This is a genomic window from Dyella sp. NPDC103356 (assembly GCF_055584465.1).
Genome location: NZ_JBVJLZ010000001.1, coordinates 434,468 through 460,586, shown reverse-complemented (window position 1 = coordinate 460,586; position 26,119 = coordinate 434,468). Strand labels below are relative to the sequence as shown.

General features: G+C 62.0%; 22 protein-coding genes and 1 tRNA gene. 17 read left to right on the top strand and 6 right to left on the bottom strand.

Translation table 11 applies throughout. The features are described from left to right. Positions 1-6 precede the first annotated feature (6 nt). The 5 genes from petA to ACZ6WW_RS02000 all read left to right on the top strand — a co-directional run bounded on the left by petA (position 7) and on the right by ACZ6WW_RS02000 (position 3,983). On the top strand, positions 7-612 hold the full coding sequence (petA, locus tag ACZ6WW_RS02020) for a ubiquinol-cytochrome c reductase iron-sulfur subunit (RefSeq protein ID WP_281852304.1): 606 nt from the start codon (positions 7-9) through the stop codon (positions 610-612). Next, positions 612-1,913 (top strand): cytochrome b, encoded by a 1,302-nt coding sequence (locus ACZ6WW_RS02015; RefSeq protein ID WP_465272740.1) that lies wholly within the window; start codon positions 612-614, stop codon positions 1,911-1,913. The genes petA and ACZ6WW_RS02015 overlap by 1 nt, the downstream gene beginning before the upstream one ends. Beyond that, positions 1,906-2,637 carry a cytochrome c1 gene (locus ACZ6WW_RS02010; RefSeq protein WP_281852306.1) on the top strand — a complete coding sequence of 244 codons (732 nt, stop codon included), beginning with the start codon at positions 1,906-1,908 and terminating at the stop codon, positions 2,635-2,637. Before ACZ6WW_RS02015 ends, ACZ6WW_RS02010 begins: the two co-directional genes overlap by 8 nt. Before the next feature lie 67 nt (positions 2,638-2,704). After that, positions 2,705-3,331, top strand: coding sequence for a glutathione S-transferase N-terminal domain-containing protein (locus ACZ6WW_RS02005; protein WP_465272739.1), 627 nt, complete (start codon positions 2,705-2,707; stop codon positions 3,329-3,331). A gap of 220 nt (positions 3,332-3,551) precedes the next feature. Continuing rightward, positions 3,552-3,983, top strand: coding sequence for a ClpXP protease specificity-enhancing factor (locus tag ACZ6WW_RS02000; protein ID WP_465273003.1), 432 nt, complete (start codon positions 3,552-3,554; stop codon positions 3,981-3,983). A 163-nt stretch (positions 3,984-4,146) separates the two neighbouring features. On the opposite strand, the gene ACZ6WW_RS01995 is transcribed toward ACZ6WW_RS02000, so the two are convergent. From ACZ6WW_RS01995 to ACZ6WW_RS01980, 4 genes are all read right to left on the bottom strand, one after another. Beyond that, complete coding sequence (locus ACZ6WW_RS01995) at positions 4,147-4,545, bottom strand: DUF3301 domain-containing protein (protein WP_465272738.1); 399 nt, start codon at positions 4,543-4,545, stop codon at positions 4,147-4,149. A gap of 235 nt (positions 4,546-4,780) precedes the next feature. Continuing rightward, positions 4,781-5,638 (bottom strand): carboxylating nicotinate-nucleotide diphosphorylase, encoded by an 858-nt coding sequence (gene nadC / locus ACZ6WW_RS01990; RefSeq protein ID WP_465272737.1) that lies wholly within the window; start codon positions 5,636-5,638, stop codon positions 4,781-4,783. Continuing rightward, positions 5,635-7,932 carry a DUF1631 domain-containing protein gene (locus ACZ6WW_RS01985; protein ID WP_465272736.1) on the bottom strand — a complete coding sequence of 766 codons (2,298 nt, stop codon included), beginning with the start codon at positions 7,930-7,932 and terminating at the stop codon, positions 5,635-5,637. The genes nadC and ACZ6WW_RS01985 overlap by 4 nt, the downstream gene beginning before the upstream one ends. A gap of 153 nt (positions 7,933-8,085) precedes the next feature. Next, positions 8,086-8,358, bottom strand: a complete 273-nt coding sequence (locus ACZ6WW_RS01980) for a Trm112 family protein (protein ID WP_281852312.1) — start codon at positions 8,356-8,358, stop codon at positions 8,086-8,088. Positions 8,359-8,430: 72 nt separating this feature from the next. Here ACZ6WW_RS01980 and purE point away from each other — a divergent pair, with 72 nt between their 5' ends. Next, the gene (gene purE, locus ACZ6WW_RS01975) at positions 8,431-8,934 is read left to right on the top strand and encodes a 5-(carboxyamino)imidazole ribonucleotide mutase (protein WP_281852313.1); all 504 of its coding nucleotides are present in this window, start codon (positions 8,431-8,433) and stop codon (positions 8,932-8,934) included. Then, positions 8,931-10,091 carry a 5-(carboxyamino)imidazole ribonucleotide synthase gene (locus ACZ6WW_RS01970; protein ID WP_465272735.1) on the top strand — a complete coding sequence of 387 codons (1,161 nt, stop codon included), beginning with the start codon at positions 8,931-8,933 and terminating at the stop codon, positions 10,089-10,091. Before purE ends, ACZ6WW_RS01970 begins: the two co-directional genes overlap by 4 nt. A gap of 183 nt (positions 10,092-10,274) precedes the next feature. On the opposite strand, the gene sodB is transcribed toward ACZ6WW_RS01970, so the two are convergent. Continuing rightward, entirely contained in the window at positions 10,275-10,853 is a 579-nt protein-coding gene (gene sodB / locus ACZ6WW_RS01965; RefSeq protein ID WP_281852314.1) for a superoxide dismutase [Fe], read from the bottom strand. Between the two features lie 120 nt (positions 10,854-10,973). Between sodB and grxD the strand changes: the two genes are divergently transcribed. From grxD to ACZ6WW_RS01920, 9 genes are all read left to right on the top strand, one after another. Next, entirely contained in the window at positions 10,974-11,300 is a 327-nt protein-coding gene (gene grxD / locus ACZ6WW_RS01960; RefSeq protein ID WP_281852315.1) for a Grx4 family monothiol glutaredoxin, read from the top strand. Next, the gene (locus tag ACZ6WW_RS01955) at positions 11,297-12,076 is read left to right on the top strand and encodes an SDR family NAD(P)-dependent oxidoreductase (RefSeq protein ID WP_465272734.1); all 780 of its coding nucleotides are present in this window, start codon (positions 11,297-11,299) and stop codon (positions 12,074-12,076) included. Before grxD ends, ACZ6WW_RS01955 begins: the two co-directional genes overlap by 4 nt. Positions 12,077-12,113: 37 nt before the next feature. Next, complete coding sequence (locus ACZ6WW_RS01950; protein WP_281852317.1) at positions 12,114-12,713, top strand: YhgN family NAAT transporter; 600 nt, start codon at positions 12,114-12,116, stop codon at positions 12,711-12,713. Between the two features lie 131 nt (positions 12,714-12,844). Beyond that, positions 12,845-14,563: a bifunctional ornithine lipid synthase OlsF gene (gene olsF, locus ACZ6WW_RS01945; RefSeq protein ID WP_281852318.1), complete on the top strand. Its 1,719-nt coding sequence runs from the start codon at positions 12,845-12,847 to the stop codon at positions 14,561-14,563. A gap of 458 nt (positions 14,564-15,021) precedes the next feature. Continuing rightward, positions 15,022-17,448, top strand: a complete 2,427-nt coding sequence (locus ACZ6WW_RS01940; protein WP_465272733.1) for a TonB-dependent receptor — start codon at positions 15,022-15,024, stop codon at positions 17,446-17,448. Between the two features lie 323 nt (positions 17,449-17,771). Then, on the top strand, positions 17,772-21,056 hold the full coding sequence (locus ACZ6WW_RS01935) for a TonB-dependent receptor (protein WP_465272732.1): 3,285 nt from the start codon (positions 17,772-17,774) through the stop codon (positions 21,054-21,056). 161 nt (positions 21,057-21,217) lie between these two features. Further along, positions 21,218-22,618, top strand: coding sequence for a nucleotide 5'-monophosphate nucleosidase PpnN (ppnN, locus tag ACZ6WW_RS01930; protein WP_281852321.1), 1,401 nt, complete (start codon positions 21,218-21,220; stop codon positions 22,616-22,618). A 61-nt stretch (positions 22,619-22,679) separates the two neighbouring features. Continuing rightward, a tRNA-Asn gene (locus ACZ6WW_RS01925) sits at positions 22,680-22,756 on the top strand. Between the two features lie 113 nt (positions 22,757-22,869). Continuing rightward, positions 22,870-23,322: a cupin domain-containing protein gene (locus ACZ6WW_RS01920; RefSeq protein WP_465272731.1), complete on the top strand. Its 453-nt coding sequence runs from the start codon at positions 22,870-22,872 to the stop codon at positions 23,320-23,322. A gap of 25 nt (positions 23,323-23,347) precedes the next feature. Here ACZ6WW_RS01920 and ACZ6WW_RS01915 read toward each other — a convergent pair whose 3' ends face one another. Continuing rightward, positions 23,348-23,908 carry a GspH/FimT family pseudopilin gene (locus ACZ6WW_RS01915; RefSeq protein ID WP_465272730.1) on the bottom strand — a complete coding sequence of 187 codons (561 nt, stop codon included), beginning with the start codon at positions 23,906-23,908 and terminating at the stop codon, positions 23,348-23,350. Positions 23,909-24,040: 132 nt separating this feature from the next. Here ACZ6WW_RS01915 and uvrB point away from each other — a divergent pair, with 132 nt between their 5' ends. Next, positions 24,041-26,071 (top strand): excinuclease ABC subunit UvrB, encoded by a 2,031-nt coding sequence (gene uvrB, locus ACZ6WW_RS01910; protein ID WP_465272729.1) that lies wholly within the window; start codon positions 24,041-24,043, stop codon positions 26,069-26,071. The last annotated feature ends 48 nt before the right edge of the window (positions 26,072-26,119 follow it).

Here is a 26,119-nt window from a genome sequence, read left to right as displayed (position 1 = left end):
AGCCTGATGGCGAACGAAGTCGTCGATCATGGCCGCCGCCGTTTCCTCACAGCAACCACCGCGGTGGTTGGTGGTGTGGGAGTCGTCGCGGCGGTTGTGCCCTTTGTCAAATCCTGGGAACCCAGTGCGCGCGCGAAAGCTGCGGGTGCTCCGGTTACCGCCGATATCGGTAAGATCGAATCGGGCCAGATGGTCACCTTCGCGTGGCGTAGTCTTCCTGTATTTGTAGTCAACCGTTCCAAGGCGCAGCTCGATGCGCTGCCGAGCCAGAACAGCCGAGTCGTCGACCCCAAGTCCGACGCGATCTCGGCTGAGCAGCAGCCGAAGTACGCGCAGAACGAAAGCCGCTCGATCAAGCCCGAGTGGCTGGTCCTGGTTGGCCTGTGCACGCACTTGGGCTGCGTGCCCGACTTCGTCCCGGTGATGAAGCCCGAGCCGTTCGATCCGAACTGGCAGGGTGGCTTCTACTGCCCGTGCCACAAGTCGCGTTACGACATGGCCGGTCGCGTCTATCAGGGCGTGCCCGCACCGAAGAACCTGTTGGTGCCGGACTATCACTTCATCGACGACACGCACATCCAGATCGGTGTCGCCCCTGGGGAGAAAGGCTGATGGCTAACGTGTTCACGCGGCTTGGCGATTGGGTCAACGAGCGCGCACCGAACCTGGTGCCGACCTATCGCAAGCACATGACCGAGTACTACGCACCGAAGAATTTCAATCTTTGGTACTACTTCGGCTCGCTCGCCCTGTTGGTGCTGGTCAACCAGATCGTCACCGGCATCTTCCTCACCATGAACTACAAGACGAGTGCGGCGGAAGCCTTCAACTCGGTCGAGTACATCATGCGCGACGTGGAGTGGGGCTGGCTGATCCGCTACATGCACTCCACCGGCGCATCGCTGTTCTTCATCGTGGTGTTCCTGCATATGTTCCGCGGCCTGCTGTACGGCTCGTACAAGAAGCCGCGCGAACTGGTGTGGCTGCTGGGCATGCTGATCTTCCTGTCGCTGATGGCTGAGGCCTTCATGGGCTACGTGCTGCCTTGGGGCAACATGTCGTTCTGGGGCGCCAAGGTGATCATCTCGCTGTTTGGCACCGTCCCGGTCATCGGCAGCGGGTTGCAGCAGTGGATCATGGGTGACTTCCTGCCCGCCGACGCCACCTTGAACCGCTTCTTCGCGTTGCACGTCATTGCCTTGCCGCTGGTGTTGTTGTTGCTGGTGGTGTTGCATCTGGCCGCGCTGCATGAGGTGGGTTCGAACAACCCCGATGGTGTGGACACCAAGCATGGTCCCAAGGGCAACCGCTGGGATGCGAACAAGCCTGCCGATGCCATTCCCTTCCACCCGTACTACACGGTGAAGGATCTGGTCGGCGTGGGCTTCTTCCTGCTGATCGCCGCGTTCATCATCTTCTTCGCGCCGACCTTCGGTGGCTGGTTCCTCGAGCACGACAACTTCATCCCGGCCAACAACCTGGTCACGCCGACGCACATCAAGCCGGTGTGGTACTTCACCCCGTTCTACGCGATCTTGCGCATGATCCCGTCGTTCTTCGGTACGGCGTTCTGGGGTGTGTTGGCGATGTTCGGCGCTATCGCGGTGCTGTTCGTGCTGCCGTGGATCGATGCCGGTCAGGTACGTTCGATCCGCTATCGCGGCGCGGGCTACAAGTGGGCGTTGGGTCTGTTCGCGGTGTCCTTCATCTCGCTCGGTGCCGTCGGTGCCGGTGTGGTGGCTGAAGTGATCCCCGAGTGGTTCGGCAACGTCGACGTAACGGTCTGGGAAAACACCTTCGGTCGCGTGATGACGCTGATCTACTTCGGCTATTTCGTGTTCCTGTGGCTGTACACGCATCTAGGCTGGGAAAAGACCAAGCCGGTTCCGGAACGGGTGACCACGCATGACTAAGCGTTATTTTTCTTCGATTGCGCTGGCGCTCGGTTTGCTGGTCGGCGCGAGTTCCGCGATGGCCGCCGAAGAGGGTGGTCTGCCGTCCGCTGGCACCAATGTGGGCGACCAGGCGTCGCTGCAGCGCGGCGCCAAGATGTTCTTCAACTACTGCGTGGGCTGTCACTCGCTCAAGTACGTGCGCTATTCGCGTCTGGCCGAAGACCTGGGTCTGTCGGAAAAGGACGTGATGGGCAACCTCAACATGACCGGTGCCAAGTTTGGCGATCCGGTGATCTCGCACATGCCTGAGGCCAATGCGCAGCAGTATTTCGGCAAGGCACCGCCGGATCTGTCGCTGGAAGTGCGCGCCAAGGGTGCGGACTGGGTGTTCGGTTACCTCAACTCCTTCTACCTGGACCCGAGTCGTCCGGTGGGCTGGAACAACGAGGTATTCCCGAACGCATCCATGCCCAACCCGCTGTGGGAACTGCAGGGCCTGCAGACCGCGGTGAAGAAGCCGGGCGAAGACACGGTCGAGAAGCTGGAGCTGTCGCATCCGGGCAAGTTGACCCCGGTGCAGTACCAGCAGGCCACCCGCGACCTGACCAACTTCCTCGAATATGCCGCCGAGCCGGCGGCCTTGCAGCGCCAGCATTACGGTATCTGGGTGCTGTTGTTCCTTGCCGGTTTCACGTTCTTGGCTTATATGCTCAAGAAGGAATTCTGGAAGGACGTGCACTGAGGCGTCCGGTCGTCATAGGCAGGCGGCGCACACACGCGCCGCCTGCTCTTGAAGGGGAGAATAGTGCATGGTCCAAAGCGCACGTTCGCGTACCGTACTTACCCTCTACACCACCGCCGATGACGTCCAATGTCACCGTGTCCGGCTGGTCCTGGCGGCCAAGGGCGTCAGCTACGAACGGGTAGAAGTCGACCCGAGCAAGCCGCCTCCGGAAGACCTGATCGACCTCAACCCCTACGGCACCACGCCGACCCTGGTTGATCGTGACCTCACCCTCTACGACACCGCCGTCGTCTGCGAATACCTGGACGAACGCTATCCCCATCCCCCGCTGATGCCGATCGATCCGCTGTCCCGTGCGCGTTTGCGCCTGGCCTCGGTACGGATCGAGCTGGACTGGCTGAGCCAGATCGCCGCCATCCGCGAAGGCGGCAAGGTCGCCGATACCGGCCGCAAGCATCTGCGCGAACAGCTGTTGACCTCGCTGCCGCTGTTCAAGGCCTCCAAGTTCTTCCTGAACCCCGAAATGAGCCTGGTCGACTGCCTGGTCGCCCCGGTGATCTGGCGCCTGCCCTGGCTGGGGGTAGACCTTGGACGGGAGGGTAAGCCGATCCTGGACTACGGCGAACGCCTGTTTCACAGCCAGGGCTTTGCCCGCAGCATGACCGCCGAAGAAAAGGCGATGCGGCCCTGACGTTGGCCTGTGGCAAAGCCGCCTATCGTCGGGAAGGCGATCTGGCCGTAAACTTGTGGGTTATTCCAAAGATCCGGCAGCCATAGCCGGACTGTCTGCCTGAACTGGCTTTCAGCCGGTCTGGCGTTGCACTATGCGTATGCCGCCGGAGGGCCGGCCTCGATCGAGGCGGCCTTGGCGGCCTTGACAGGCTCTATCGATGACCGACGAAAACATTCCGATGACTTCCAATCGTCCGTACCTGTTGCGGGCCATCTACGACTGGATCACCGACAACAACCTCACCCCGTATGTGCTGGTCGACGCTGCCCGCGAAGGCGTGCGGGTGCCGCCGCAGGTGATCAAGAACGGGCAGGTGGTATTGAACCTGGCCATGCGTGCGGTTGCGAACCTCGATCTGGGCAACGATTGGATTACTTTTCAGGCGCGCTTTTCCGGCGTGAGCCAGCAGATTTACATTCCGATCCAGGCGGTCCTCGCGCTTTATGCGCAGGAAAACGGCCAGGGCATGATGTTCCCGGCCGAAGAGGGCGGCGATGTGCCGCCGCCGTCCGGTCCGGAAGACGATACGCCGCCACCGACCAGCGAAAGTGACATGGGCAGCAGCGAGAAGCCCAAGCGTTCGGCTTCGCATTTGCGCATCGTCAAATAAGGACAAGCAAACCTCAGTTCCCATCGTCATCCCGGCGAAGGCCGGGATCCAGTGACGTTATCGCCAGGTTGTCGCGTCAGAGCCTGGACGCATCTGCGAACCGACAACCGAAGCCACTGGGTCCCGGCCTGCGCCGGGATGACGAATAGGTGGGGTTTTCTCTTCAGTGCAGGTTGCGATCGCGCGGACGTATCGGCACGACATTGTCGCCGCTTTCGCCCAGCCGCGGCTTGGGTGATGTCTCAGGCAGATACAGCTCGATAGTGGGCAGACTCAGACCGGTCATGACCGTTCCGATCAACCAGAGCCGCCCCGGCTCCCGATCGTCGCCATCGATGCTGACGTCGAAGCTGTAGCAGCGCTCGACACCGAGCTGCCCACCGACGCGGCGCAACCGCAGGCTGCGCAACCCGACCGTCTCATCGAGCAACTGCAAGCCATGCCGCAGGCATTGCTGGCGAGCTTCGGCGGTTGCCTGCTCGCGCGCGCGATTGAGCTTCAGCCACAGCCCGACGATGGCCAGCAAGGCCAATAGCAGGAACAGGTCGGAGAGTTTGCCCATGCCGCCAGTGTGGGGATGGGGTGGGGCGGTTGCAAGGAGCGGTAGCGAGAAGCTGCACTCATAAAAACCACCTCCTAATCCGTTATCCCGGCGAAGGCCGGGATCCATTCCTCAGCGTAGACGCTCGCCGTCTGTCATCTGACAAGCTAGGACTGAGGAATAGATCCCGGCCTTCGCCGGGATGACGATGGAGGGCGAGGTTTTTCGAAGTTCGTGAATATCTTCGTGCGGTGCGCTAGTCGAACTGCAACCGCAGCGACAGATCGATCGCCCGCACGTGCTTGGTCAACGCGCCAACCGAGACGAAATCCACGCCGGTGCCGGCGATATCGCCAATGGTGGTCAGGTCTACATTGCCCGACACTTCGAGCGGAATGCGGCCGGCAGTGATACGCACTGCTTCGTGCATATCCGCCAACGTGAAGTTGTCCAGCATGATGCGGTCCACGCCAGCGTCGATCGCCTGCGCCAGTTCGTCGAAGTTCTCCACTTCCACTTCGAGCAGAAGACCGGGATGCAGGCGTCGGCCGGCTTCCACGGCCGCCTTGATGCTGCCAGCGGCGATGATGTGGTTTTCCTTGACCAGGATCGCATCGAACAGGCCGATGCGATGGTTGTGGCCGCCGCCGCAACGCACGGCATATTTTTGCGCCAGACGCAGACCCGGTACGGTTTTGCGCGTATCGAGCACCCGCGTGCGGCTGCCGGCCACCTTGGCGACATGTTCGGCGGTGGCGGTTGCCGTGCCGGAAAGCAACTGCAGGAAATTGAGCGCGGAACGCTCGGCGCTGAGCAGCGCGCGCGCCGAACCGTTCAGATGACAGATGACGTCGCCGGCCGCGACATGGTCGCCGTCCTGCACCTTCCACTCGATCGCAACCTGCGGGTCGAGCTTGCGGAAGCAGGCGTTGAACCAGTCGATGCCTGCCATCACCGCGTTTTCGCGGCAAGTCAGGGCGGCACGCGCCTGTGCATCGGCAGGAATCAGTTGGGCGGTAGCGTCGCCGTTGCGGATATCTTCGGCAAAGGCGCGCGTTACATCGGCCTCGATCGTTTCGGACGAGGGCGGGTCAAGAGGGAGCTTGGAAGTCATTCTCGAGTAGCGGAGGCCGCAGCTGTTTGGCTAAGACGGCCAACGATAGCATCGAGCGCGCGATCGAACAGTGCCGACGAATCGAGAATGCGCGCCATACCGCCCGATATCGCGGTGGCCAGCTCGTACGGCGAGTAGTCGCCCACTTTCAGGCCGCGCCGATTGACGAACAGATAGCGTCCGCTCATCGGGCTGATCCACGACAGCTTGGCGCGTTCGGTGGTGTCTTCGCCAGTGTTGAATTCGAGCCAGCTGCCCGGCTTCAATTCGCGCACGCTGGCCAGCTCGGGGCTTTCCTCGAACGGCTCTTCGGTGTCGATTTCCGGCTCGGCATCGAGCGAGGTGGTATCGACCACCGGCTGGATGCTTTCGGGAATCGGTAGCGTGGTGGCTTCTTCGATTGCGCGGACTTCAGCCTCGGGTACCGCTTCGCCCAGCTGATGACGGTAATAGGTATGCAACTGCGCCAGCAGTCGTTCGATATCGCTTTCCTGGAAGGCGACGTTGGCCAGGCCGCGGCGCAATGCGCGCTCGATGCCCGGCAACATCTGCCGCAGGACGCGGCGGTCGTCCGCTTCGCGCACCGGGCGCGTGCTGGCGATGAACTCGTTGACGAAACGCAGCGCTTCGCGGAATTCGTTGGAATCTTCGCCCTGGCGCAGCAAGGTAAGCACCAGGTAGTTCGCCCAGGCGCGCGTCAGCACGCCATGCACCAGCGGTGGCAGGGTGTGATCGCCGATGCGGGTGAGGATTTCGCGGGCGGCGCGACGACGCGCCTGTTCCAGCTTTTCGCGGCCGCGGGTGGATTCGGCGACGCGCTGCTCGGCCAGGTCGGCACGGCGGCGGCTGGTGTCCTGGAACTCCTGCAACTCAAGGTTCAGGCGATCGAAGATGCCGATATCGTCGTCGAAATCCTGCAGCAGTCGATCGACGACGGATTTGATCTTGTCGTGCAGGCGATGGTCGCGGTCCGACTCGGCCGACCAGCCCTTGGCCGCATCGGCCAGCCCGTCGAGCAGACGGCGCGCCGGATGCTGGCGGTGTGCGAACAGCTTGCGATCGATGATCGCCGCCTTGAGATACGGAATCTGCAGGCGCGCGAGCATGGCCTGCATCTCGGTCGGCAGGTTGCGATCTTCGAGAATGAACTCGAACAGCATGCCGACCAGATCGATGGTGTCTTCGTCCATCGTGGCGACATGACCGGGCTTTTCGCCGCGCAGCGAACCCAGCTGCACCAGCAGCTGTTCTTTCAGCTGTTGTACTTCGAGCGCCAGCTCGGTCGAACCGAGCGTAGTAGCCACGCCCGAACTGACCGCAACGCCCGAGGCGGCCTGGCTTTGCAGAACGCTCAAGGCGCCAAGCAATTCATTGGCCGTGGGCACCTGCACCGGACCGCCCAACGGAGCGGCGCGGCTGTCGATCGGCCCGCGGCGTGCGCTGAACAAGGTGCGCAGGGTTTGCAGCAACTCGGCGCTCGAATCTTCGGCCAGGAAACTTTCGGCCGTTTCGTTGGCTTGGGCGGCGTCGACAGCGTTGCCGCTGGCGGCTGCCGTGCCGGTCCCGCGCTGGGCTGCATTGCGCGGCAGTTCGTGGCGGAGCTGCGGCAGAACGCCGGCGCGTACCAGTTCGTTGTTGACCTCCTGGTAGAGCTCATCCAGCGAAGCCATGACGTAACGGTCGAACAGCTTGTAGATGATCAGCTTGACGCGCATGTCCGCGGCCAACTCGCGCATCGCATGGCGGAACGCCTGGGCGAGTGCGGCGGGGCCGATCGGATTGTTGGTGTCGTCGATCTTGATGCCGCCGTAGATCACCGACAGACGCTGGTTCACGGCGAACAGTTCGCGCGTCAGGCGCGTCTCGTTCTTGCCGATCATGCTGGTGATGGCCAGCGATTCTTCCAGTTCGTTGTCGGCCACCAGCGACAGCTCCACCGAACCGATCGGCAGCGAAGCGGCTACCGGGTTGCTCGATGGGTTGCGGTAACTGGTAGCGAAGTCGGCCAGCTCGCGAGCGACCTGGGCGAGAAAAGTGCGCTCGACACTGGGACGGCGCTTGCGCACTTCGCGCATGCCGTCGAAGTAGTGCATCTGCGCGGCGTTGTTCTCGGCCTTTTCGGCCAGATCGAACAGCGCATCGTCGACATGCTCGAACATGCCGTTGATCAGCAACTGCAAACGCTTGCCGGCGATGTCCCGAACGTTATGCAACAGCGCGCCTCCGCGCTCACTGGACGGATCCAGACGCTGGCTCAAACTGACTATGTTTGATGGCTCACTGGCGTCTTTCATCGCCACACCCCTGAAGTGTTGTCGCCGCGATGGCGGCCGTCCGTTGCCGCAAGCATGTAGAAGACTAAGCGAAATCGCATGGCCGCGCCACGTCCCAGTTGGTGTCCCAGTTGGCATTCCCTCGCGGGAACGCCGGTTCCGGCCTGGCCTGGCTTAGGCCGCGGCGGGAAAATCCCGGAACTGGACGGTGCCGATGCCCTCTTCGGGCAGCATGACCGGGATACCGTCGTCGACGCGGTAGATCACCTTGCCGTCGACCGTGATCAGCGCCTCGCCAATCTTGTCCTTGAGCGCCACGCCCGCCACGGTCTGGGCCTGGCCCTCGGCGATGGCGGTATTTAATGCCTCCAGCTCGGCCTTGCCGGTCGGGCGGAGCGGGGTCTTGCTGACGGGGCAGCAAAGGATGTCGAGCAGACGCTTGTCCATGGAAACGGGTATCGAAAAAGCGCGCCGAAACGCGGAAAGTCCGTACAATATCCCCTTTTGGGTGACCGAGTCATGACCTCACCAGCCAAGCCGCCACGCGTCGGCGTCGTTATGGGTTCCCGTTCGGACTGGGAAACCATGGAGCATGCGGCCCAGGTGCTGACGGAGCTGGGTGTGCCGCATGAGGTCCAGGTGGTATCGGCTCACCGTACGCCCGATCTGCTGTTCCGCTACGCCGAAGAGGCGGTTGGGCGTGGGATCGACGTGATTATCGCCGGCGCCGGTGGCGCGGCCCATTTGCCGGGCATGCTGGCGGCCAAGACCCGGCTCCCGGTGCTGGGCGTGCCGGTGCAGTCCAAGGCCTTGAATGGTATGGATTCCCTGCTTTCCATCGCGCAGATGCCGGCTGGTATTCCCGTCGGCACGTTGGCGATCGGCCGCGCCGGTGCGGTCAATGCCGGCCTGTACGCCGCCGCCATCCTGGCCCTGCACGATCCGGAACTGGCCACGGCGCTCGATGCCTATCGCGCCCGCCAGACCCAGACCGTCCTGGACAACCCGGACCCGCGCGCGTGAGTACGTCGCGTCGCCAGCCCGTACTGGGCATTTTGGGAGGCGGTCAGCTGGCCCGCATGTTGGCCATCGCGGCCGCGCCGCTGGGTGTAAAGACTCTCGTGGTCGATAGCGCGCCCGATGCCTGTGCCGGCCAGGTGGCTCCGCTGATTGCCGCCGACTGGACCGACTACGACGCGCTCGAGCGCTTTGCGGCCCAGGTCGATGTAGTGACCTTCGATTTCGAGAACGTGCCGGCCGAAACCGCGCACCGGCTTGCCGAAAAGGTCGATGTGTTTCCGGCGCCGCGTGCCTTGGCGGTGGCGCAGGACCGGTTGGCCGAGAAGACGCTGTTTCGCGAGTGCGGGCTGGGTACGCCCGAATTCATGGCTATCGATACGCGCGACGATCTGGATCGCGCACTCGCATCGATCGGCGCGCCGGCGATCCTCAAGACGCGCCGGCTCGGCTACGACGGCAAGGGACAGTTCCGCATTCGCGCTTTGGCCGATGCCGATGCGGCGTGGGAAGCACTGGGTGCACAGGCCTCGGCGCATGGCCTGATCCTCGAAGCCTTCGTGCCGTTCGAGCGCGAGCTTTCGGTGATTGCCGTACGCAGCCGCGATGGCGATTTCCGCACCTGGCCGCTGACACAGAACTGGCACACCGATGGTGTGTTGTCGCTCAGTCTTGCGCCGGCGGCCGATATCGACGCGTTGCAAGCGCGCGCTACCGACCTAGCGCGCACGCTTGCCGAGCGTCTCGAGTATGTCGGTGTATTTGCGTTGGAGTTGTTCGTCAAGGACGGTCAATTGCTCGGCAACGAAATGGCGCCGCGTGTGCATAACTCCGGGCACTGGACGATCGAAGGTGCGGTGACCAGTCAGTTTGAAAATCATGTGCGCGCGGTGTTGGGTTTGCCGTTGGGCGATACGTCGGCGCGCGGGTTTTCGGTGATGTTCAACTGGATTGGCGAGCTGCCGGATCCGAGCCCCGTGTTGTCCATGGCCGATGCGCATTGGCATGACTATGGAAAGCAGTCGCGCGTTGGCCGCAAGGTGGGGCATGCGACGGTGTGTGCGGTGGATGCCGGGACGCTGGTCAAACGTGCCGGTGATATTGCGCGTGTGTTGAAGCGTGATGAGCAGGTGCAGCCGCTGATTGCTTTTGCTTCGTTGTAGAAACGATTTCAGCCAGTTCCTAAAAAACCCCTCCCTGCTCGTCATCCCGGCCTGCGCCGGGATGACGATAGGGAAGGCTGAGGTTGTTTGAGGTCCCCTGAAGTCGCTCCTGCAGAGCGTAGGTGGCCTTTCGGGCACAAAAAAACGGGACCGTCGCCGGCCCCGTTTCTCATCACCCGGCGCTTACGCCAGATTCTTCGCCGCAAAGTCCCAGTTCACGAGGTTCCAGAAAGCCTCGACATACTTCGGACGCGCGTTGCGATAGTCGATGTAGTACGCGTGCTCCCACACATCGCAGGTCAGCAGCGGCTTGTCGCTGCCGGTGATCGGCGTGGCGGCATTGCTGGTGTTGACGATGCCCAGCGAACCGTCCGGACGCTGCACCAGCCAGGTCCAGCCCGAGCCGAAGTTGCCGACGGCGGACTTGGTGAACTCTTCCTTGAACTTCTCCAGCGAACCGAATGCCTTGTTGATGGCATCGGCCAGCTTGCCGGTCGGCTCGCCGCCGCCGTTGGGCTTGAGCGAGTGCCAATAGAAGGTGTGGTTCCAGATCTGGGCGGAGTTATTGAACACGCCGCCGGACGACTTCTTGATGATGTCGACCAGGTCCGCGTTCTCGAACTCGGTACCCTTGATCAGGTTGTTGAGGTTGGTGACGTAAGCCTGGTGATGCTTGCCGTAGTGGTATTCCAGGGTTTCCGCAGAGATATGCGGTTCCAGGGCGTTCTTTTCGTAGGGCAGGGCGGGGAGTTCAATCGCCATGTCTGATGGCTCCTTGGCTTATGGGCTAGAGGGGAGTCGGACCGGCGCGGCCGAACGGCCGCCGTGGTTCGACTGATACACTACCGATCTTCGTGCATTGTAATGATGAAATCCGAAGCTATGGACGTTAACGAACGAATCAAGGCTGTCCTCTCCGAGCACGCGATCGTGCTCTTCATGAAGGGCACGCCGCAATTCCCGATGTGCGGCTTTTCCAGCCGCGCCGCGCAGGCGTTGAAGGCGGCGGGGGCGGATTTCCATGCGGTCAATGTATTGGCCGACCCGGAAATGCGCGCGGCGCTGCCGCACTACGCCAACTGGCCGACCTTTCCGCAGCTCTTTATCCAGGGCGAGCTGATCGGTGGTTGCGACATTGTCGAAGATCTGAAAAACGCGGGCGAACTCGAGCGCATGGTCGCCGATGTAAGTGGAGCGTCGCCCGGATGAGTCTGGCCAGCGTGCAGTTTCCCGCCGACTGGCAACAACTGGCGCCGGCCAGCCTGGCCGGTCGCGTCATTGTGGTCACCGGTGCTTACGGCGGGCTCGGCAGTGCCGTCGCGCGCGCCGCGGCACGTGCAGGCGCGACCGTGGTCATCACTGGCAAGCGCAAGCGTCAGCTCGAACAACTCTACGACGCGATGATTGCCGAGCAATTGCCCGAGCCGATCATCCATCCGCTGGATATGGAAGTGGCTACGCCGCGCGATTACACCGCCATGGCCGAAGGCCTGGAGCGCGATTTCGGACGTCTGGACGGCATCGTGCACACGGCGGCGAGCTTCGCCGGCCTCACCCCTCTGGCGATGCACAAGCCCGACGACTGGCTGCGCGCGCTGCACGTCAATGTATCGGCGCCGTTTGCGCTGACCCAGGCGTGCATGCCGCTGCTGCAGGAAGCCAAGGACGCCGCGGTGGTGTTCGTGCTGGACGATCCCGAGCTGCTCGGCCGCGCGCACTGGGGCGGCTATGGCGTATCCAAGGCGGCATTGGAGCGGCTGGTGGAAATCCTGCATCAGGAAACCGACCAGAGTACGCTGCGTACGCACGCGATACTGCCGGCGCCGATGCGCACGGCGATCCGGCGGCAGGCGTATTTTGGCGAGGACACGACGATCCAGCCGTTGCCCGACGCGACCGCGGAGGCCGTGGTGTACCTGCTCAGCGCCGCCGGCATGCCGGCACGCGGCAAGGTGCTGGATCTGCGGCGGGAAACATCGTCTTGATCGCTACTGCAGGGGGACGCTGATCGTGGAAACGCAGATGACGACCTTGTCGGCAGCGATCCTGCTGTTCCTGATCATGGACCCGCTCGGCAATATTCCGATCTTCCTCAGCCTGCTCAAGGACGTCGCGCCCAAGCGTCGTCGCTGGGTGCTGGTGCGCGAGCTGCTGATCGCGCTCGGCGTGCTGCTGGTGTTCCTGATCGGCGGCACGCATATTCTCCGGCTGCTGCAGCTGCGGCAGGAGTCGATCAGTATCGCCGGCGGTATCGTGTTGTTCCTGATCGGTATTCGCATGGTCTTTCCGCCGGCCGATGGTGGCGGCATCTTCGGCAAGCCCGGTGAGGGCGAGCCTTTCATCGTGCCGATGGCGATTCCGGGCGTGGCCGGCCCCTCGGCGATGGCTGCGCTGTTGCTGTTGACCAATACCCAGCCGGGCCGTACGGCCGACTGGGCCATCGCCTTGCTCGGCGCCTGGCTGGCGACCTCGGTCATCCTGCTGTGTTCGACCTATCTGTTCCGTTACCTTGGCGAAAGCGTGCTCACCGCGCTGGAGCGCGTGATGGGTATGTTATTGATTGCACTGTCTGTGCAGATGTTCCTGGGCGGTATCGCCGCTTACCTGCATCTAACGGTCTAGCCGGGGTTTGTGCGAAAGGCGGAACGTTTCAAACATGACCTTTTACGCGATCGCAAAATCTTAGTCCCACCAACATCACCATGCTGTCATAATCCGCCCCCAGGATCGTTATAGTCCTTAAGGAGGCGGTCATGCTCAGCATTGAACAGACACTTACAGAACGTCTGCCCTGGCTGGCCCAGCATCCCAAAATCCGTCGCCCCATGGCAGGCATGTTGGGTCGCTTGGCTGACGAGGCCGGTTTTAACCGGACCATGGAACACTGCGCGGCGTTCGAGGGCTTCGACTATGTCGAGCGCGCCCTGGACGTGCTCGGCACCAGTTACCGGATCAATCCGCGCGAGCGCGAGAACATCCCGCTCGAAGGCGGCGTGCTTATCGTTGCCAATCACCCGCTGGGCATGCTCGATGCCCTGGCGCTGTTGCAGATGGTCGGCTCGGTACGCAGTGATGTGCGCATCCTGGCCAACGACTGGCTGACCATGATTCCGCAGCTGAACAAGCTGCTGTTGCCGGTCGACGTGTTCGGCAAGGGCGCCACGTCGCGCCTGCGGGACGTCTATCGCGCCCTGGACCGCGGCGAAGCCTTGATCGTGTTCCCGGCCGGCGAAGTGTCGCGCATGGGGCCGGCGGGTGTGCGTGACGGACGTTGGTCCGATGGATTCGCGCGTCTGGCGCTGCGCACCAAGGTACCGGTGTTGCCGGTCCATGTGGCCGCGCGCAATTCGGCCATGTTCTATGGCGTGTCGATGCTGGCCAAGCCGCTCAGCACAGCGATGTTGCCGCGCGAAGCGGTGTCGCGCATGAAGCGCCGTATCGCCTTCAGTGTGGGCAAGTTGATCGACGCGGAAGAGTTGAACGAGCGCAGCGGCGGTTCGCCCGAACAAGCCGCCAAGCTGATGCGTCGCCATGTGTATCGCATCGGTCGCCGCCGTGGCCTGATCTTCGGTGGCCAGGCGCCGCTGGCGCATCCGGAGCCTACGGAGCGCATCGTCGCCGAGCTAGCGGCTCAGGCTGAAAAGCTGGCCGATCTCAACGACGGTAAGCAGATCCTGCTATTCAAGGGCGCAGCCGACAGCGCCGTGCTGCGCGAGATTGGCCGCCTGCGCGAGCTGACCTTCCGCAAGGTGGGCGAGGGTACCGGCGCACGCCGCGACCTCGACGCGTACGATCCGCATTACGAGCACCTGGTGCTGTGGGACCCGAAGGCCCTGCACGTCGTGGGTTCGTATCGTTTCGGTCACGGTGGTCGCCTGATTGGCGAACGCGGCATGGCAGGGCTTTATACGTCCAGCCTGTTCCATTACTCGCCGGCACTGGAATCGCGCCTGGCGCAGGGCCTGGAGCTGGGGCGCAGCTTCATCGCGCCGGCCTATTGGCGCTCGCGTGCGCTCGACCAGCTGTGGCAGGGCATCGGCCTGTATCTGCAACGCCATCCGGAGCTGCGCTACCTGTTCGGTCCGGTCAGCATGTCGGTCAACCTGCCGCGCGAGGCGCGCGAGTGGATTGCCGCGGCCTATCAGCATTACTTCGGCGTATCCGGGCTGGCTTCGGCGCGCCAGCCGTTCGTGGTATCGCAGGACGTCATCGACCTGGTGCGCCACGCGCTCGAGGGCCTGGACTCCACCGCTGGCCTGGGCAAGCTCAAGCATCATCTGGATGCGCTGGGTGTGAGCCTGCCGGTGCTGTATCGCCAGTATGTCGACCTGGTCGAACCCGAAGGCGTGCAGTTCCTTGGCTTCGGTGAAGACCCTGGCTTCTCGGGCTGCGTGGACGGCCTGGTCATGCTGGACCTGGACAACCTCAAGCCGGCCAAGCGCGCACGTTATCTCGGCAAGGCCGCGGAATAAGCGTTAGCTTTCGCGATATGGGGGTAGGTTCCTGCCCCCTGTGACGCGTGACGCAGTAGTAAAGATACTGTCAAATTTGTATGTGACCATGGTAGTGTAATTGCAAAGCGCGGCCGTGATTTCCGATTTATAGGGAATTGGAATTACGGAGTGGGAAGCTAAATTCGTAAGTTCATGCCTGATCGTCACTGATCGGGTTTTTTTACGCCCGGAATAAACGTTTAAAATTACGTTAAACGGCATGAAATTACGTTTACTTGCAAATACTTGCGAGGCTTTGTAGGGCGGCCTTTGGGCGCTTTGAGGTCTGCAATAGGTTTGGGCTTGCATGAATGCGACAGGGTTCCCTTCTGGCGAGGGGCATCAGCTCATTCCGCGCATTCGGCCGAGAGTTGCGGCCGGCTAATTCAACCACCTTGGAATGTCGGACTTAAAAAATGAAACGAACCCATCTTTCTATGGCAATCGCCGTTGTCTTCGCTATGTCCGCCAGCATGGCGGTGGCTCAGGATGCTGCCGATCAAAATACGCAGAGCGGTCGCAAGCCGGCTGTCGGCACGGTTGCCGCTCAGCGTGGCAACGCCAATGCGTCGAGCACCTCCAACACCACCAACGACAATGCGACGCTGCGTAGCGTGCAGCAGCTCAGTGCGGTGCAGGTCAGTGCTGATTCGCTGTCGCTCGGCGGTGGCCTGATGTCGGTGCAGACGGCGCCCAAGGCGGTGTCGACGATTACCCGCGATGCCATCGTCAAGGCGGGCCCCGGCAGCAACTTCACTCAGCTGATCTCGACCATCCCGGGCGTGAACTCGTCGACCGACGACGTCACCGGCCTGTCGGACGGCAACTACTCGATCCGCGGCTTCCAGTCGAACGAAATCGGCGTGACGGTCAACGGCGCGCCCATCAACGACTCCGGCAGCTACGCCGTGTTCGCCAGCGAATACGGCGACTCGGAAAACGTCGGCGACATCACCGTGCTGCAGGGCACGCCGGACCTGGACATGCCCGATGCGGGCGCCGCCGGTGGCCACATCGCCTGGGCAACGATCGATCCGTCGCACAAGGCCGGCGTGGACATCACCGAGTCCTACGGCTCGCATGATTACCACCGCACGTTTGTTCGCCTGAACACCGGCGACCTCGGTCCGGTCCGTTCGTGGATCTCGTTCTCGGACAACAAGGTCGACAAGTGGCGCGGTGAGGGCGACCTGGAAATCCGCAAGGTCGACGGCAAGGCGCTGTGGACGATCGACGACAACAACTCGGTCAGCGCCTCGCTGCAGTACAACCGCGAAACCCGCGACCAGTACCGTTTCCTGACCAAGGCCCAGGAGCAGAGTAATTACTTCCTGGACTGGGACGACACCTACAAGCCCAAGTCGGCCGACACGAACTACTACGGTCTGCACCTCAACAATTTCACCAACTACATGTTCAGCCTGGACGGCGAGTTCAAGCTGGCTGACAACCTGCGTCTGTCGGTGGTCCCGTACTTCCAGTACGGCGATGGCGGTTCGGGCGGCGGCAGCAGCTTCTTTGCCGAAACCACCAACGTCAAGCAGAACCAGAACGAGAACGCGAACCAGGATTTGAACCAGGACGGCGCGATCGTCACCGGCCCGAACGGCAAGAAGGCTCTGGTTTACTCCTTCAGCAAGAGCACCACGTACCGTCCGGGCATCCTGTTCAAGTTCAATCAGGACTTGAGCATGAACAACAGCCTCGAGTACGGCCTGTGGTATGAGCGCACGCGTCAGGAGCAGGGCGAACCGTACAGCACGGCCAGTTACCTGACCGGCACGCCGGACAACGTCTGGGGCGATTCGAACTACGTCTACTACCCCAACGGCCAGATTCAGTCGTTGTACAACGAGTTCACCAAGACCGAAAACGAAAAGGTCTTCGTCACCGACACCTGGACCCCGACCGACCAGTGGACCTTCCAGCTGGGCGCGGCATACCTGCACGCCGAGCGTTCGGGTTTTGCGTATGAGTACCCGGGCAACCAGGGTGGCTTCAATCCGCCGGGCTTCGGCGGCAACTTCGACCGCGATTACCACAAGGTCACGCCGGCGCTGGGCATCAAGTACCAGATCGACGAGAACAACCAGCTGTTCTACGGCGTGGGCGAAACCTACCGCGCCCCGCAGAACACCTCGGTGTCGCTGAACCTGGTTACCGGTCGCCCGTCGAACAAGCCCGAGCAGTCGTGGAACAACGACCTGGGCTGGCGCTTCTATAACGACACGTTCTCGGCCAGCGCCGAGATCTACCGCGCCAACTTCAGCAACCGCGTGGTCAACGGCTTCGACCAGGATACCGGCGAGAGCTACTCGACCCAGATCGGCCGCGTGAAGCAGCAGGGTTTCGATGCCGAAGCCAGCATCAAGTTCCTCACGAACTTCAAGCTGTACGGTTCGTACACCTACACGCAGTCCAAGCTCGAGAGCAACTTCAACGCGGGTGACGACGGTGTCTATCCGACCATCGGCAAGGACATGATCAATGCGCCGCGCAACATCGGCCACCTGGTCCTGAGCTACGACAATGGTCCGTTCTGGGCCAGCCTCGGCGCGAGCTTCCACGGTTCGTTCTACGGCGACTTCATGAACACGGAGAAGAACGGTGGCTACACCACCTTCAACTTCAACACCGGTTACCACTTCGACGACTTCTCGACCTGGTTCCGCAGCCCGTACATCAAGCTCAACTTCGCCAACATCACCGACAAGCATGCGCTGACGTATGCGACCAACTCGGCGACGCTGGCCTCGGGCACGATCCGCGATGCCAATGGCGACAAGCTGTTCACCACGTTGCCGACGTACTCGTTGCTTGAGCCGCGCACGTTCATGATCACCGTGGGCGCTTCGTTCTTCTAAGCACCATCTGCGACAAGGGCGGGGCGTCAAAGCCTCGCCCAGCTCCGACACCAAAGCCGGTCCCGCGAGGGGCCGGTTTTTTTTTCTTTTGACAGCAAGAACTTGAGGTGTCGATGTGAGAATTGCGTCAAAAAGTTACGAAACTGTAATATGCTACGACTACAGTTGCCCGGACGTTCTTGCGCCGGCTGCGGTGTGTGGCTGCGGTAAGCGTCAAATAAAATTAGGGGAATCAGCCACTTAAGCTTTATGGCGAGGAGACACGGGATCTCCGGAGCTGGCCCCACGGTTTTTTGTTGCGAATCTTAAGGGGTTATCTCTCAATGAATCTTCGTCTCCGCACGAAAGTGCTGCCGTTAGCTATTACCGCGCTTCTGGCCTCGTCGCCGGTGCTTGCGCAGGACACTTCCTCTTCCGTGAGCGGCCGCGTCCTCGACGCGAGCGGCCAGCCGGTCGTCGGCGCCAATGTCCAGATCGTGCACGCCCCGTCGGGCACGACCAAGACCACCCAGACCGATGCCAGCGGCCGCTACTCCGCGCAAGGTCTGCGCGTGGGCGGTCCGTTCGACATCAAGGTCGACAAGGATGGTCAGCAGAGCGAACAGGATGGCGTCTACCTGCAGCTGGCTGCCGATACTGCCGTCAACATCACGCTGAGCGGCGCGCACGCGGAAGCGGCGAAGGAATTGCAGGGCATCACCGTCTCGGCCAATTCGCTGTCGCAGACCTTCACGCCGGACAACAAGGGTCTGGCGACCAACGTCTCGCGTCGTGAACTCGAAGCCACACCGACGCCGGGCCGCTCGATCCAGAACATCGTGCGCCTCGATCCGCGCATTACCATTACCGATCGCGCGCGTGGCGAAATTTCGCTCGCCGGCCAGAACAGCCGCTACAACAACATCACTGTCGACTCGGTCAGCGCGAACGATCCGTTCGGCCTGAACGCCAACGGCCTGCCGACGCTCGGCACGCCGATCTCGCAGGACGCCATCGAGGAATACAACATCTCGCCGGCGAACTACGACGTGGGCACCCGTCGCGGCGTGGGCGCGAACATCAACGCGGTCACCAAGAGCGGCACCAACGATTTCCACGGTTCTGTGTACTACGCGTTCCAGAACCAGAACATGATCGGCAAGAACGAGAACGACGTTAAGTACCAGGGCTTCGACCGCACCTGGACGGGCGGCGCAACGTTCGGTGGTCCGATCATCAAGGACAAGCTGTTCTTCTTCGGTTTGGTCGAAAAGAGCACCCAGATCGGCGCGGGTAGCCCGTTCGGTCCGGAAGATTCCAATGCCGGCACCAAGATCAAGGGCCTGACCACCGCGCAGGTGGATCAGATCCGTCAGATCGCCAGGCAGGTCGGCATTACCCAGGACCTGGGTTCGATCGGCGGCGGTAATTCCAACCTGACCGACAAGCGCTACCTCGGCAAGATCGACTGGAACATCGCCGACAACCATCGCGCCAGCTTTACCTATAGCCAGACCAAGGAAAACAAGCCGATCATCACCGGCAGCACGACCAAGCTGGTGCTGTCGAGCGGCTGGTACAAGACTTCGGTCAACAACAAGAGCTACGCGCTGCATTTCTACGACGATTGGAACGATGCGTTCTCGTCCGACACCACGGTCTCGTATGCGGACTTCAAGCAGAATCGCGACCCGTACAACGGCGTGGACATGCCTGACATCACCGTCTATCCGGTGAGCTTCAGCGGTCCGGCGGTGGAGTTCGGTACCGAGTTTTCCACGCAGGCCAACGTGCTCCAGGTGAAAACCCTGAATGCGGCTTGGGCCGGTACGCTGTTCCTCGGCGAACACAACCTGAAGTTCGGCGTCGACTTCGAGAAGGACAAGTACTACAACCTGTTCCTGCAAGGTGCCTTCGGTAGCTACACCTTCGAAGACCTCAACAACGGCGCCACCACCGGCTTGCAGAACTTTGCCTCCGGCAACTACTGGCGATACACCTATAACCGTCCCGCCAACGGCCTGTCGCTTGGCGATGTCGCCGCGCGTTACAGCCTGAACCAGTGGGGCGTGTTCCTGCAGGACACCTGGCAGGTCACCAACAACCTGTCGTTGCAGTACGGCGTGCGTGTCGATATCCCGCTGATGGACGACAAGCCGTTGTACAACGCCAAGTACGCCAGCACGTTCGGCGGCACGAATCAGACCACGATCAATGGCAACCGCGTCATTCAGCCGCGTCTGTCGTTCAACTACAACTTCGACACCGAGCACATGACTCAGCTGCGCGGCGGCGCGGGCCTGTTCGTGACGAACCAGCCGGGCGTGTGGCTGGGCAATATCTTCTCCAACTCCGGTGTGACGCAGACGCAGTTCACCTGCGGCCCGACACAGGCGGCGCCTTGCAACACGGCGGCGGCGATGCCGCCGTTCAGTCCGGATGCGCATAACCAGCCGGATGGCCGCACCAATGGCGGTCAGATGACCGTCAACACGATCTCGCCGGGCTGGCGTATCCCGACCGCGTGGAAGGTGAGCCTGGGTATCGACAAGGAACTGCCGTGGTGGGGTCTGGTCGCCACCGCCGACTGGCTGCATATCGATGCACGCGATGCCGTATGGTTCCAGAACTTCAATCTCGGTGCGCCCACGCGCCTGACGCCGGACGGTCGCGCTTCGTACTACGCGCTCACCGGTGATCCGAACGCGAAGAATCAGAAGGTTCGCGCCAACGCCAATCCGGCGTTCTCCGGTTCAAACATCAACCTGGACAACACCGGCAAGGGCAAGTCGGACAGCATCTCGCTGTCGTTGAAGAAGGCCTTCTCGAACGACTGGTCGGGCATGGTCGGCTTCACCTGGAGCCATGCGACGGAAGTGAATCCGGGTACGTCCTCGGTGGCGAACTCGAACTACTCCAACAACTACGTCTACAACTCCAACGAGAACGTCGCCAGCCCGTCCAACTACTCGATCCCGCGTCGCGTGATCGCCTCGTTGAACTGGCAGCATGCGTTCTTCGGCGACTACGTCACCTCGGCCAGCCTGTTCTACGACGGCCACTCGGCCGCGCCGTACAGCTGGGCCTTCGGTAACGATGCCAACGGCGACGGCTATAGCAACGATCTGGTCTATATCCCGCGTCCGGGTGAGGTCGAGTTCCGTCCGGGTACCTCCCAAGCGCTGGTTGATCAGTTCTATCAGTACATTCAGAAGAACGACTACCTGCGCGACCACCAGGGCCAGGTAGCCCAGCGTAATGGCGACCGCGCCGGCTGGATCAACCAGATCGACCTGAGCTTCAGCCAGGAGATCCCGGGCCTGTTCAAGGGCAACAAGGGCGTGATCAAGCTGGACGTCTACAACTTCACGAACCTGCTGAACAAGAAGTGGGGCATCGAGAAGCGCGTGACGTTCCCGGGTGGTCGCTTCCTGGCCGACTACTACGGCATCGATCCGGTCACCGGCAAGTACATCTACAACATCGATTGCACCGGCAAGCCGGCGACCTGCGCCAACTACAACCAGGGTGGCAAGTACTCGCCCAAGGAAGTCCCGACCTACATCAACAACAACGACGACCTGGCCCAGCGCTGGTCCGTCCTGTTGACGGTGAAGTACACCTTCTAAGCAAAAGCTTGCGAAGAAGCTTCGACAGGCCGGTACCCGCAAGGGTGCCGGCCTTTTTTTTGGCTTGACCGTGCCGCCCCTGGCGCGAGAAGCTAAGCGGTCCGCCAAGAAAAAGTTTACGGACGAGAAAGCCGCGAGGGCGCGGCCTAGGAGATGAAGTGATGAATGCAGTACAAGCCGGCAAGGCCGGTCGGGCCGGTACCGTCAGCGCGCGCATTTCGCCCGCCGGTGGCCTGGATATTCTTTCCCGCAACGAAGTGGCGCGCCTGCGCAATGCCAGCGGTTCGGGCATGCACATGCTGCTGCGCCGCTGCGCGCTGGCGGTGTTGACCTCGGGCAGCATGAGCGACGACCCGCGTGGCATTCTCGAGCAGTTCCCGGATTTCGACATCCAGGTGCTGCAGCAGGACCGTGGTATCAAGATCGAGCTGTCGAATGCGCCGGCACAGGCGTTTGTCGACGGGCAGATCATTCGGGGTATCAACGAGCTGCTGGTGGCCGTGGTACGCGATATTGTCTACGTGTCGACACAGCTGGAGCAGGGCGGTTTCGATCTCGACGATACCGTGGGCCTGACCCATGCCGTGTTCGAGATTCTGCGCAATGCGCGCATTCTCAAGCCGCAGATCGATCCGAACCTGGTGGTGTGCTGGGGCGGTCATTCGATCTCGCGCGACGAATACGAATACACCAAGCAGGTGGGCTATCAGCTCGGCCTGCGCGGCGCCGACATCTGCACGGGTTGCGGCCCGGGCGCGATGAAGGGGCCGATGAAGGGCGCGACGATCGCGCACGCCAAGCAGCGCCGCAAGCACAATCGCTATATCGGCATCACCGAACCGGGCATCATTGCTGCCGAGTCGCCGAACCCGATCGTCAACAACCTGGTGATCATGCCGGACATCGAGAAGCGCCTCGAAGCCTTCGTGCGCATCTCCCACGGCATCATCGTGTTCCCAGGCGGCGTGGGCACGGCGGAAGAAATCCTCTATCTGCTCGGCATCCTGTTGCACCCGGACAACGCCGGCATTCCGTTCCCGCTGATCTTTACCGGCCCGAAGCAGTCCGCCGCGTATTTCGAGCAGATCGACCGCTTCCTGCGCCTGACCCTTGGCGACGAAGTGGCGCAGCACTACCAGATCATCGTCGACGACCCGGCCGCGGTGGCGCGGGCGATGGTGCGTGGTATCGAGAAGGTGCGTAACTACCGCCTCGACAACAAGGACGCGTTCTTCTTCAACTGGTCCTTGAGTATTCCGTTCGCCTTCCAGGTGCCGTTCAGGCCGACCCACGAAGCCATGCGTTCGCTGGCGATCCGCCGCGACCGCCCGCGTCACGAGCTGGCCGCGGACCTGCGGCGTGCCTTTTCCGGCATCGTGGCCGGCAATGTGAAGGAAGAGGGCATCCGCGCCATCGAGCAGGAAGGCCCGTTCCAGATCGACGGCGAGGCCGACATCATGCGCGCGCTGGACGAGCTGCTGAAGGCTTTCGTGGTTCAGCACCGCATGAAGCTTCCTGGTGGCACGGCCTACGTGCCTTGCTACAAGGTGCTGGCCAGCTGAAAAAGTTAGGGTCGGTCGGCTTGACAGCCCCGACCCCTTTTCGCAGAATACGCAGCTCCCCGCCCGAATAGCTCAGCTGGTTAGAGCACTTGACTGTTAATCAGGGGGTCGTTGGTTCGAGTCCAACTTCGGGCGCCATATTCAGCAAAAGGCCGCGAGCGATCGCGGCCTTTTGCTTTGTCTGTCTGCGTTCAATGCACAGGGTGACAGCTAGAGTCTGCGCATCGTGTGATTCAACAAAGGGGCAGGGCATGACACAGGCAGGGGCGATCGGGCGTCGAATCCGGATGAGTGCAGGGCTGGTCGCGGGACTGATGCTTGTTCAGCCGAGCGGGGCAGCAGATGCCGTATCGGAAACGCTGCTGAAAACGACGAAATCCTGGGATGGAACGCTCTACAAGGCCTATCCCTCGGGGCAGCCGGAGGTCACCGTGCTGCGGATCTATATTCCGCCGCATAGCACCTTGGCCTGGCACTACCACCCGGTGATCAACGCGGCCTATGTGCTGAGCGGCGAGTTGACGGTTCAGCGCCGTGACAACGGTCAGCAGCAGGCGATTCGCGCGGGCCAGGTCCTGCCCGAAATGGTCGACAACGCGCACCGCGGCTTTACCGGCGACCAATCGGCCACCTTGATCGTTTTTTATGCGGGTGCCTCGGGCACAAGTATCACGGTGCCGGTCACGGTGACATCGACGCATTGATGGGCCACGTGGTTTGATGCCGGGCTCATTCGTCATGGCGGCAGGTCTCCGTCGCTTCGGCCGTAGCCCGGGCCCCGCGAATGCGGCCGGAGTTCGAGACAAAGATCTGTAACGCCGGTTCGGCTCGCTTCCGATCGCAAATCAGGACACCGATATTGCTGCCGCTTGCATGGCCTCGGGCCCTGAAAACCACGGACCGGCGCCCTTGTGAGCCGGTCATGCGCAGATCGGGATGGCCTGCGCGTACATGCCACGGATCTCCCTGAATGCGGCCGGGGTTGGCGTGCCGCTCGGCGTAGCCGGCAATCCAGCCACGTTCCCATCGGGAGGTGTGTTCGCAGTGCTGTCCGTCCAGGCTGGGACATACGATCGTTCGCCGGCCGCTGCGATTGGCTTGCTCCCGTGCATAGTGCAGGCTTGCCATCAGGTCGGTTTGTGCGGCAGTCAGCCGCTCGCGCGCCAGCAGCTGGGCAAAGGAAGGTATAGCGGCGCAGGTCAGGACAGCCAGCAAGGCCAGCGCCAGAACCATTTCGACGAAGGTCACGCCATGGCTACGACTTCGATGGGATAAGCGTTGCTTCGCCATGGGCGGACATACTAGGTGCCCGGAACGATGGTGGCTGCCGTCTGCTGCGTGAGCGAGTCCTCATCCTCTGCTGACAAGGGTTGTCAGCAGGGGGAATTTAAAATGCATGTATCTGACCGCATATGGGCTGCCATGACTGACCGTTTCCAGCTCGTTTCTCCGTATAAGCCCGCCGGCGACCAGCCGCAGGCGATCAAACGCCTGGTCGAAGGCTTCCAGGCCGGCCTGGCGGCGCAGACGCTGCTGGGCGTGACCGGCTCAGGCAAGACCTTCACCATTGCCAACATGATCGAGCAGGTGCAGCGGCCGACCATTGTGCTGGCGCCAAACAAGACGCTGGCCGCGCAGCTGTATGGCGAGTTCAAGGAGTTCTTTCCGCACAATGCGGTGGAGTACTTCGTCAGCTACTACGACTACTACCAGCCCGAAGCCTACGTGGTCGCGTCCGACACGTTTATCGAGAAGGACGCCTCGATCAACGAGCACATCGAGCAGATGCGATTGGCGGCGACCAAGGCGCTGTTGTCGCGCAAGGACTCATTGATCGTCGCGACCGTATCGGCTATTTATGGTCTCGGTGATCCGGAAGATTATCTGTCGCTGCGCCTGATCCTGGCCAAGGGCGAGCGCATCGACCAGCGGGCGTTGATCCGTCAGCTGACTGAATTGCAGTACAGCCGCAATGAGATGGAATTGCGTCGCGGTACCTATCGCGTGCGCGGCGAGGTGATCGACGTGTTTCCGGCCGAATCGGAAACCGAAGCGCTGCGCATCGAATTGTTCGATGGTGAAGTGGAAAACATGGCGCTGTTCGATCCACTGACTGGTGAGACGATTCGCAAGGTGCCGCGTTACACGGTGTATCCGCGTACGCACTACGCGAGCACGCGCGAAAGCGTGCTCAACGCGATCGAGACGATCAAGGTCGAGCTGAAGGATCGGTTGGAGCAGCTCTACAAGGACAACAAGCTGGTCGAGGCGCAGCGCCTGGATCAGCGCACGCGTTTCGACGTGGAGATGATGGCCGAGGTCGGTTACTGCCAGGGCATCGAGAATTACTCTCGACATCTGACGCGCCGCGCGCCGGGCGAGCCGCCGCCGACCCTGTTCGATTATCTGCCGGCCGATGCCTTGCTGGTGGTGGACGAGTCGCATGTCACCATTCCGCAGCTGGGTGCGATGTACAAGGGCGACCGCTCGCGCAAGGAGACGCTGGTGGAGTTCGGTTTTCGCCTGCCGTCGGCGATGGATAACCGGCCTTTGCGTTTCGAGGAATGGGAGCGTCGCGCACCGCGTTCGATCTACGTCTCCGCGACGCCGCGCGATTACGAGTTGCAGCATTCCGGCGATGCCGTGGTCGAACTGGTGGTGCGCCCGACGGGCCTGATCGATCCGGAAGTCGAAGTACGGCCGGTGCGCACGCAGGTCGACGATTTGCTCAGCGAAGTGCACAAGCGCGTGGCGATGGGCGATCGTGTGCTGGTCACTACGCTGACCAAGCGCATGGCCGAGAATCTCACCGAGTACCTCGGCGAGCACAACATCAAGGTGCGTTATCTGCACTCGGATATCGAGACGGTCGAGCGCGTGGAAATTATCCGCGACCTGCGCCTGGGCGAGTTCGACGTGCTGGTCGGCATCAACCTGCTGCGCGAAGGCCTGGACATGCCCGAGGTGTCGCTGGTGGCGATTCTGGACGCGGACAAGGAAGGCTTTCTGCGTTCGACCGGTTCGCTGATTCAGACCATCGGCCGTGCGGCGCGCAATGTACGTGGCAAGGCGATTCTCTATGCCGACAACATCACCCGTTCGATGCAGGCGGCGATGGACGAAACCGCGCGCCGCCGCGAAAAGCAGGTGACGTATAACGAAGAACATGGCATCACGCCGCAGTCGGTGGTGCGGCGTATCGCCGACATCATGGAAGGTGCGCGCAGCGAAGGCGCGAACAGTCGCGGGCGTGGCAAGTCGGGCCGCGGGCGGATGGCGGTGGCGGAAGAGGGCGCCGAGTACGCTGCGCTCAGTTCCAGCGAGGCATCCAACATGATCAAGAAGCTCGAGGCGCAGATGTACAAGCACGCCGAGAATCTGGAGTTCGAGGATGCAGCGCGTCTGCGAGACAAGATCGGCAAGTTGCGGGAGCACGCGTTGCGAGGGAGCTGACCCGCTTTTCTGTGGGAGCGACGTCAGAGAACCCCGAATACCCTCAGT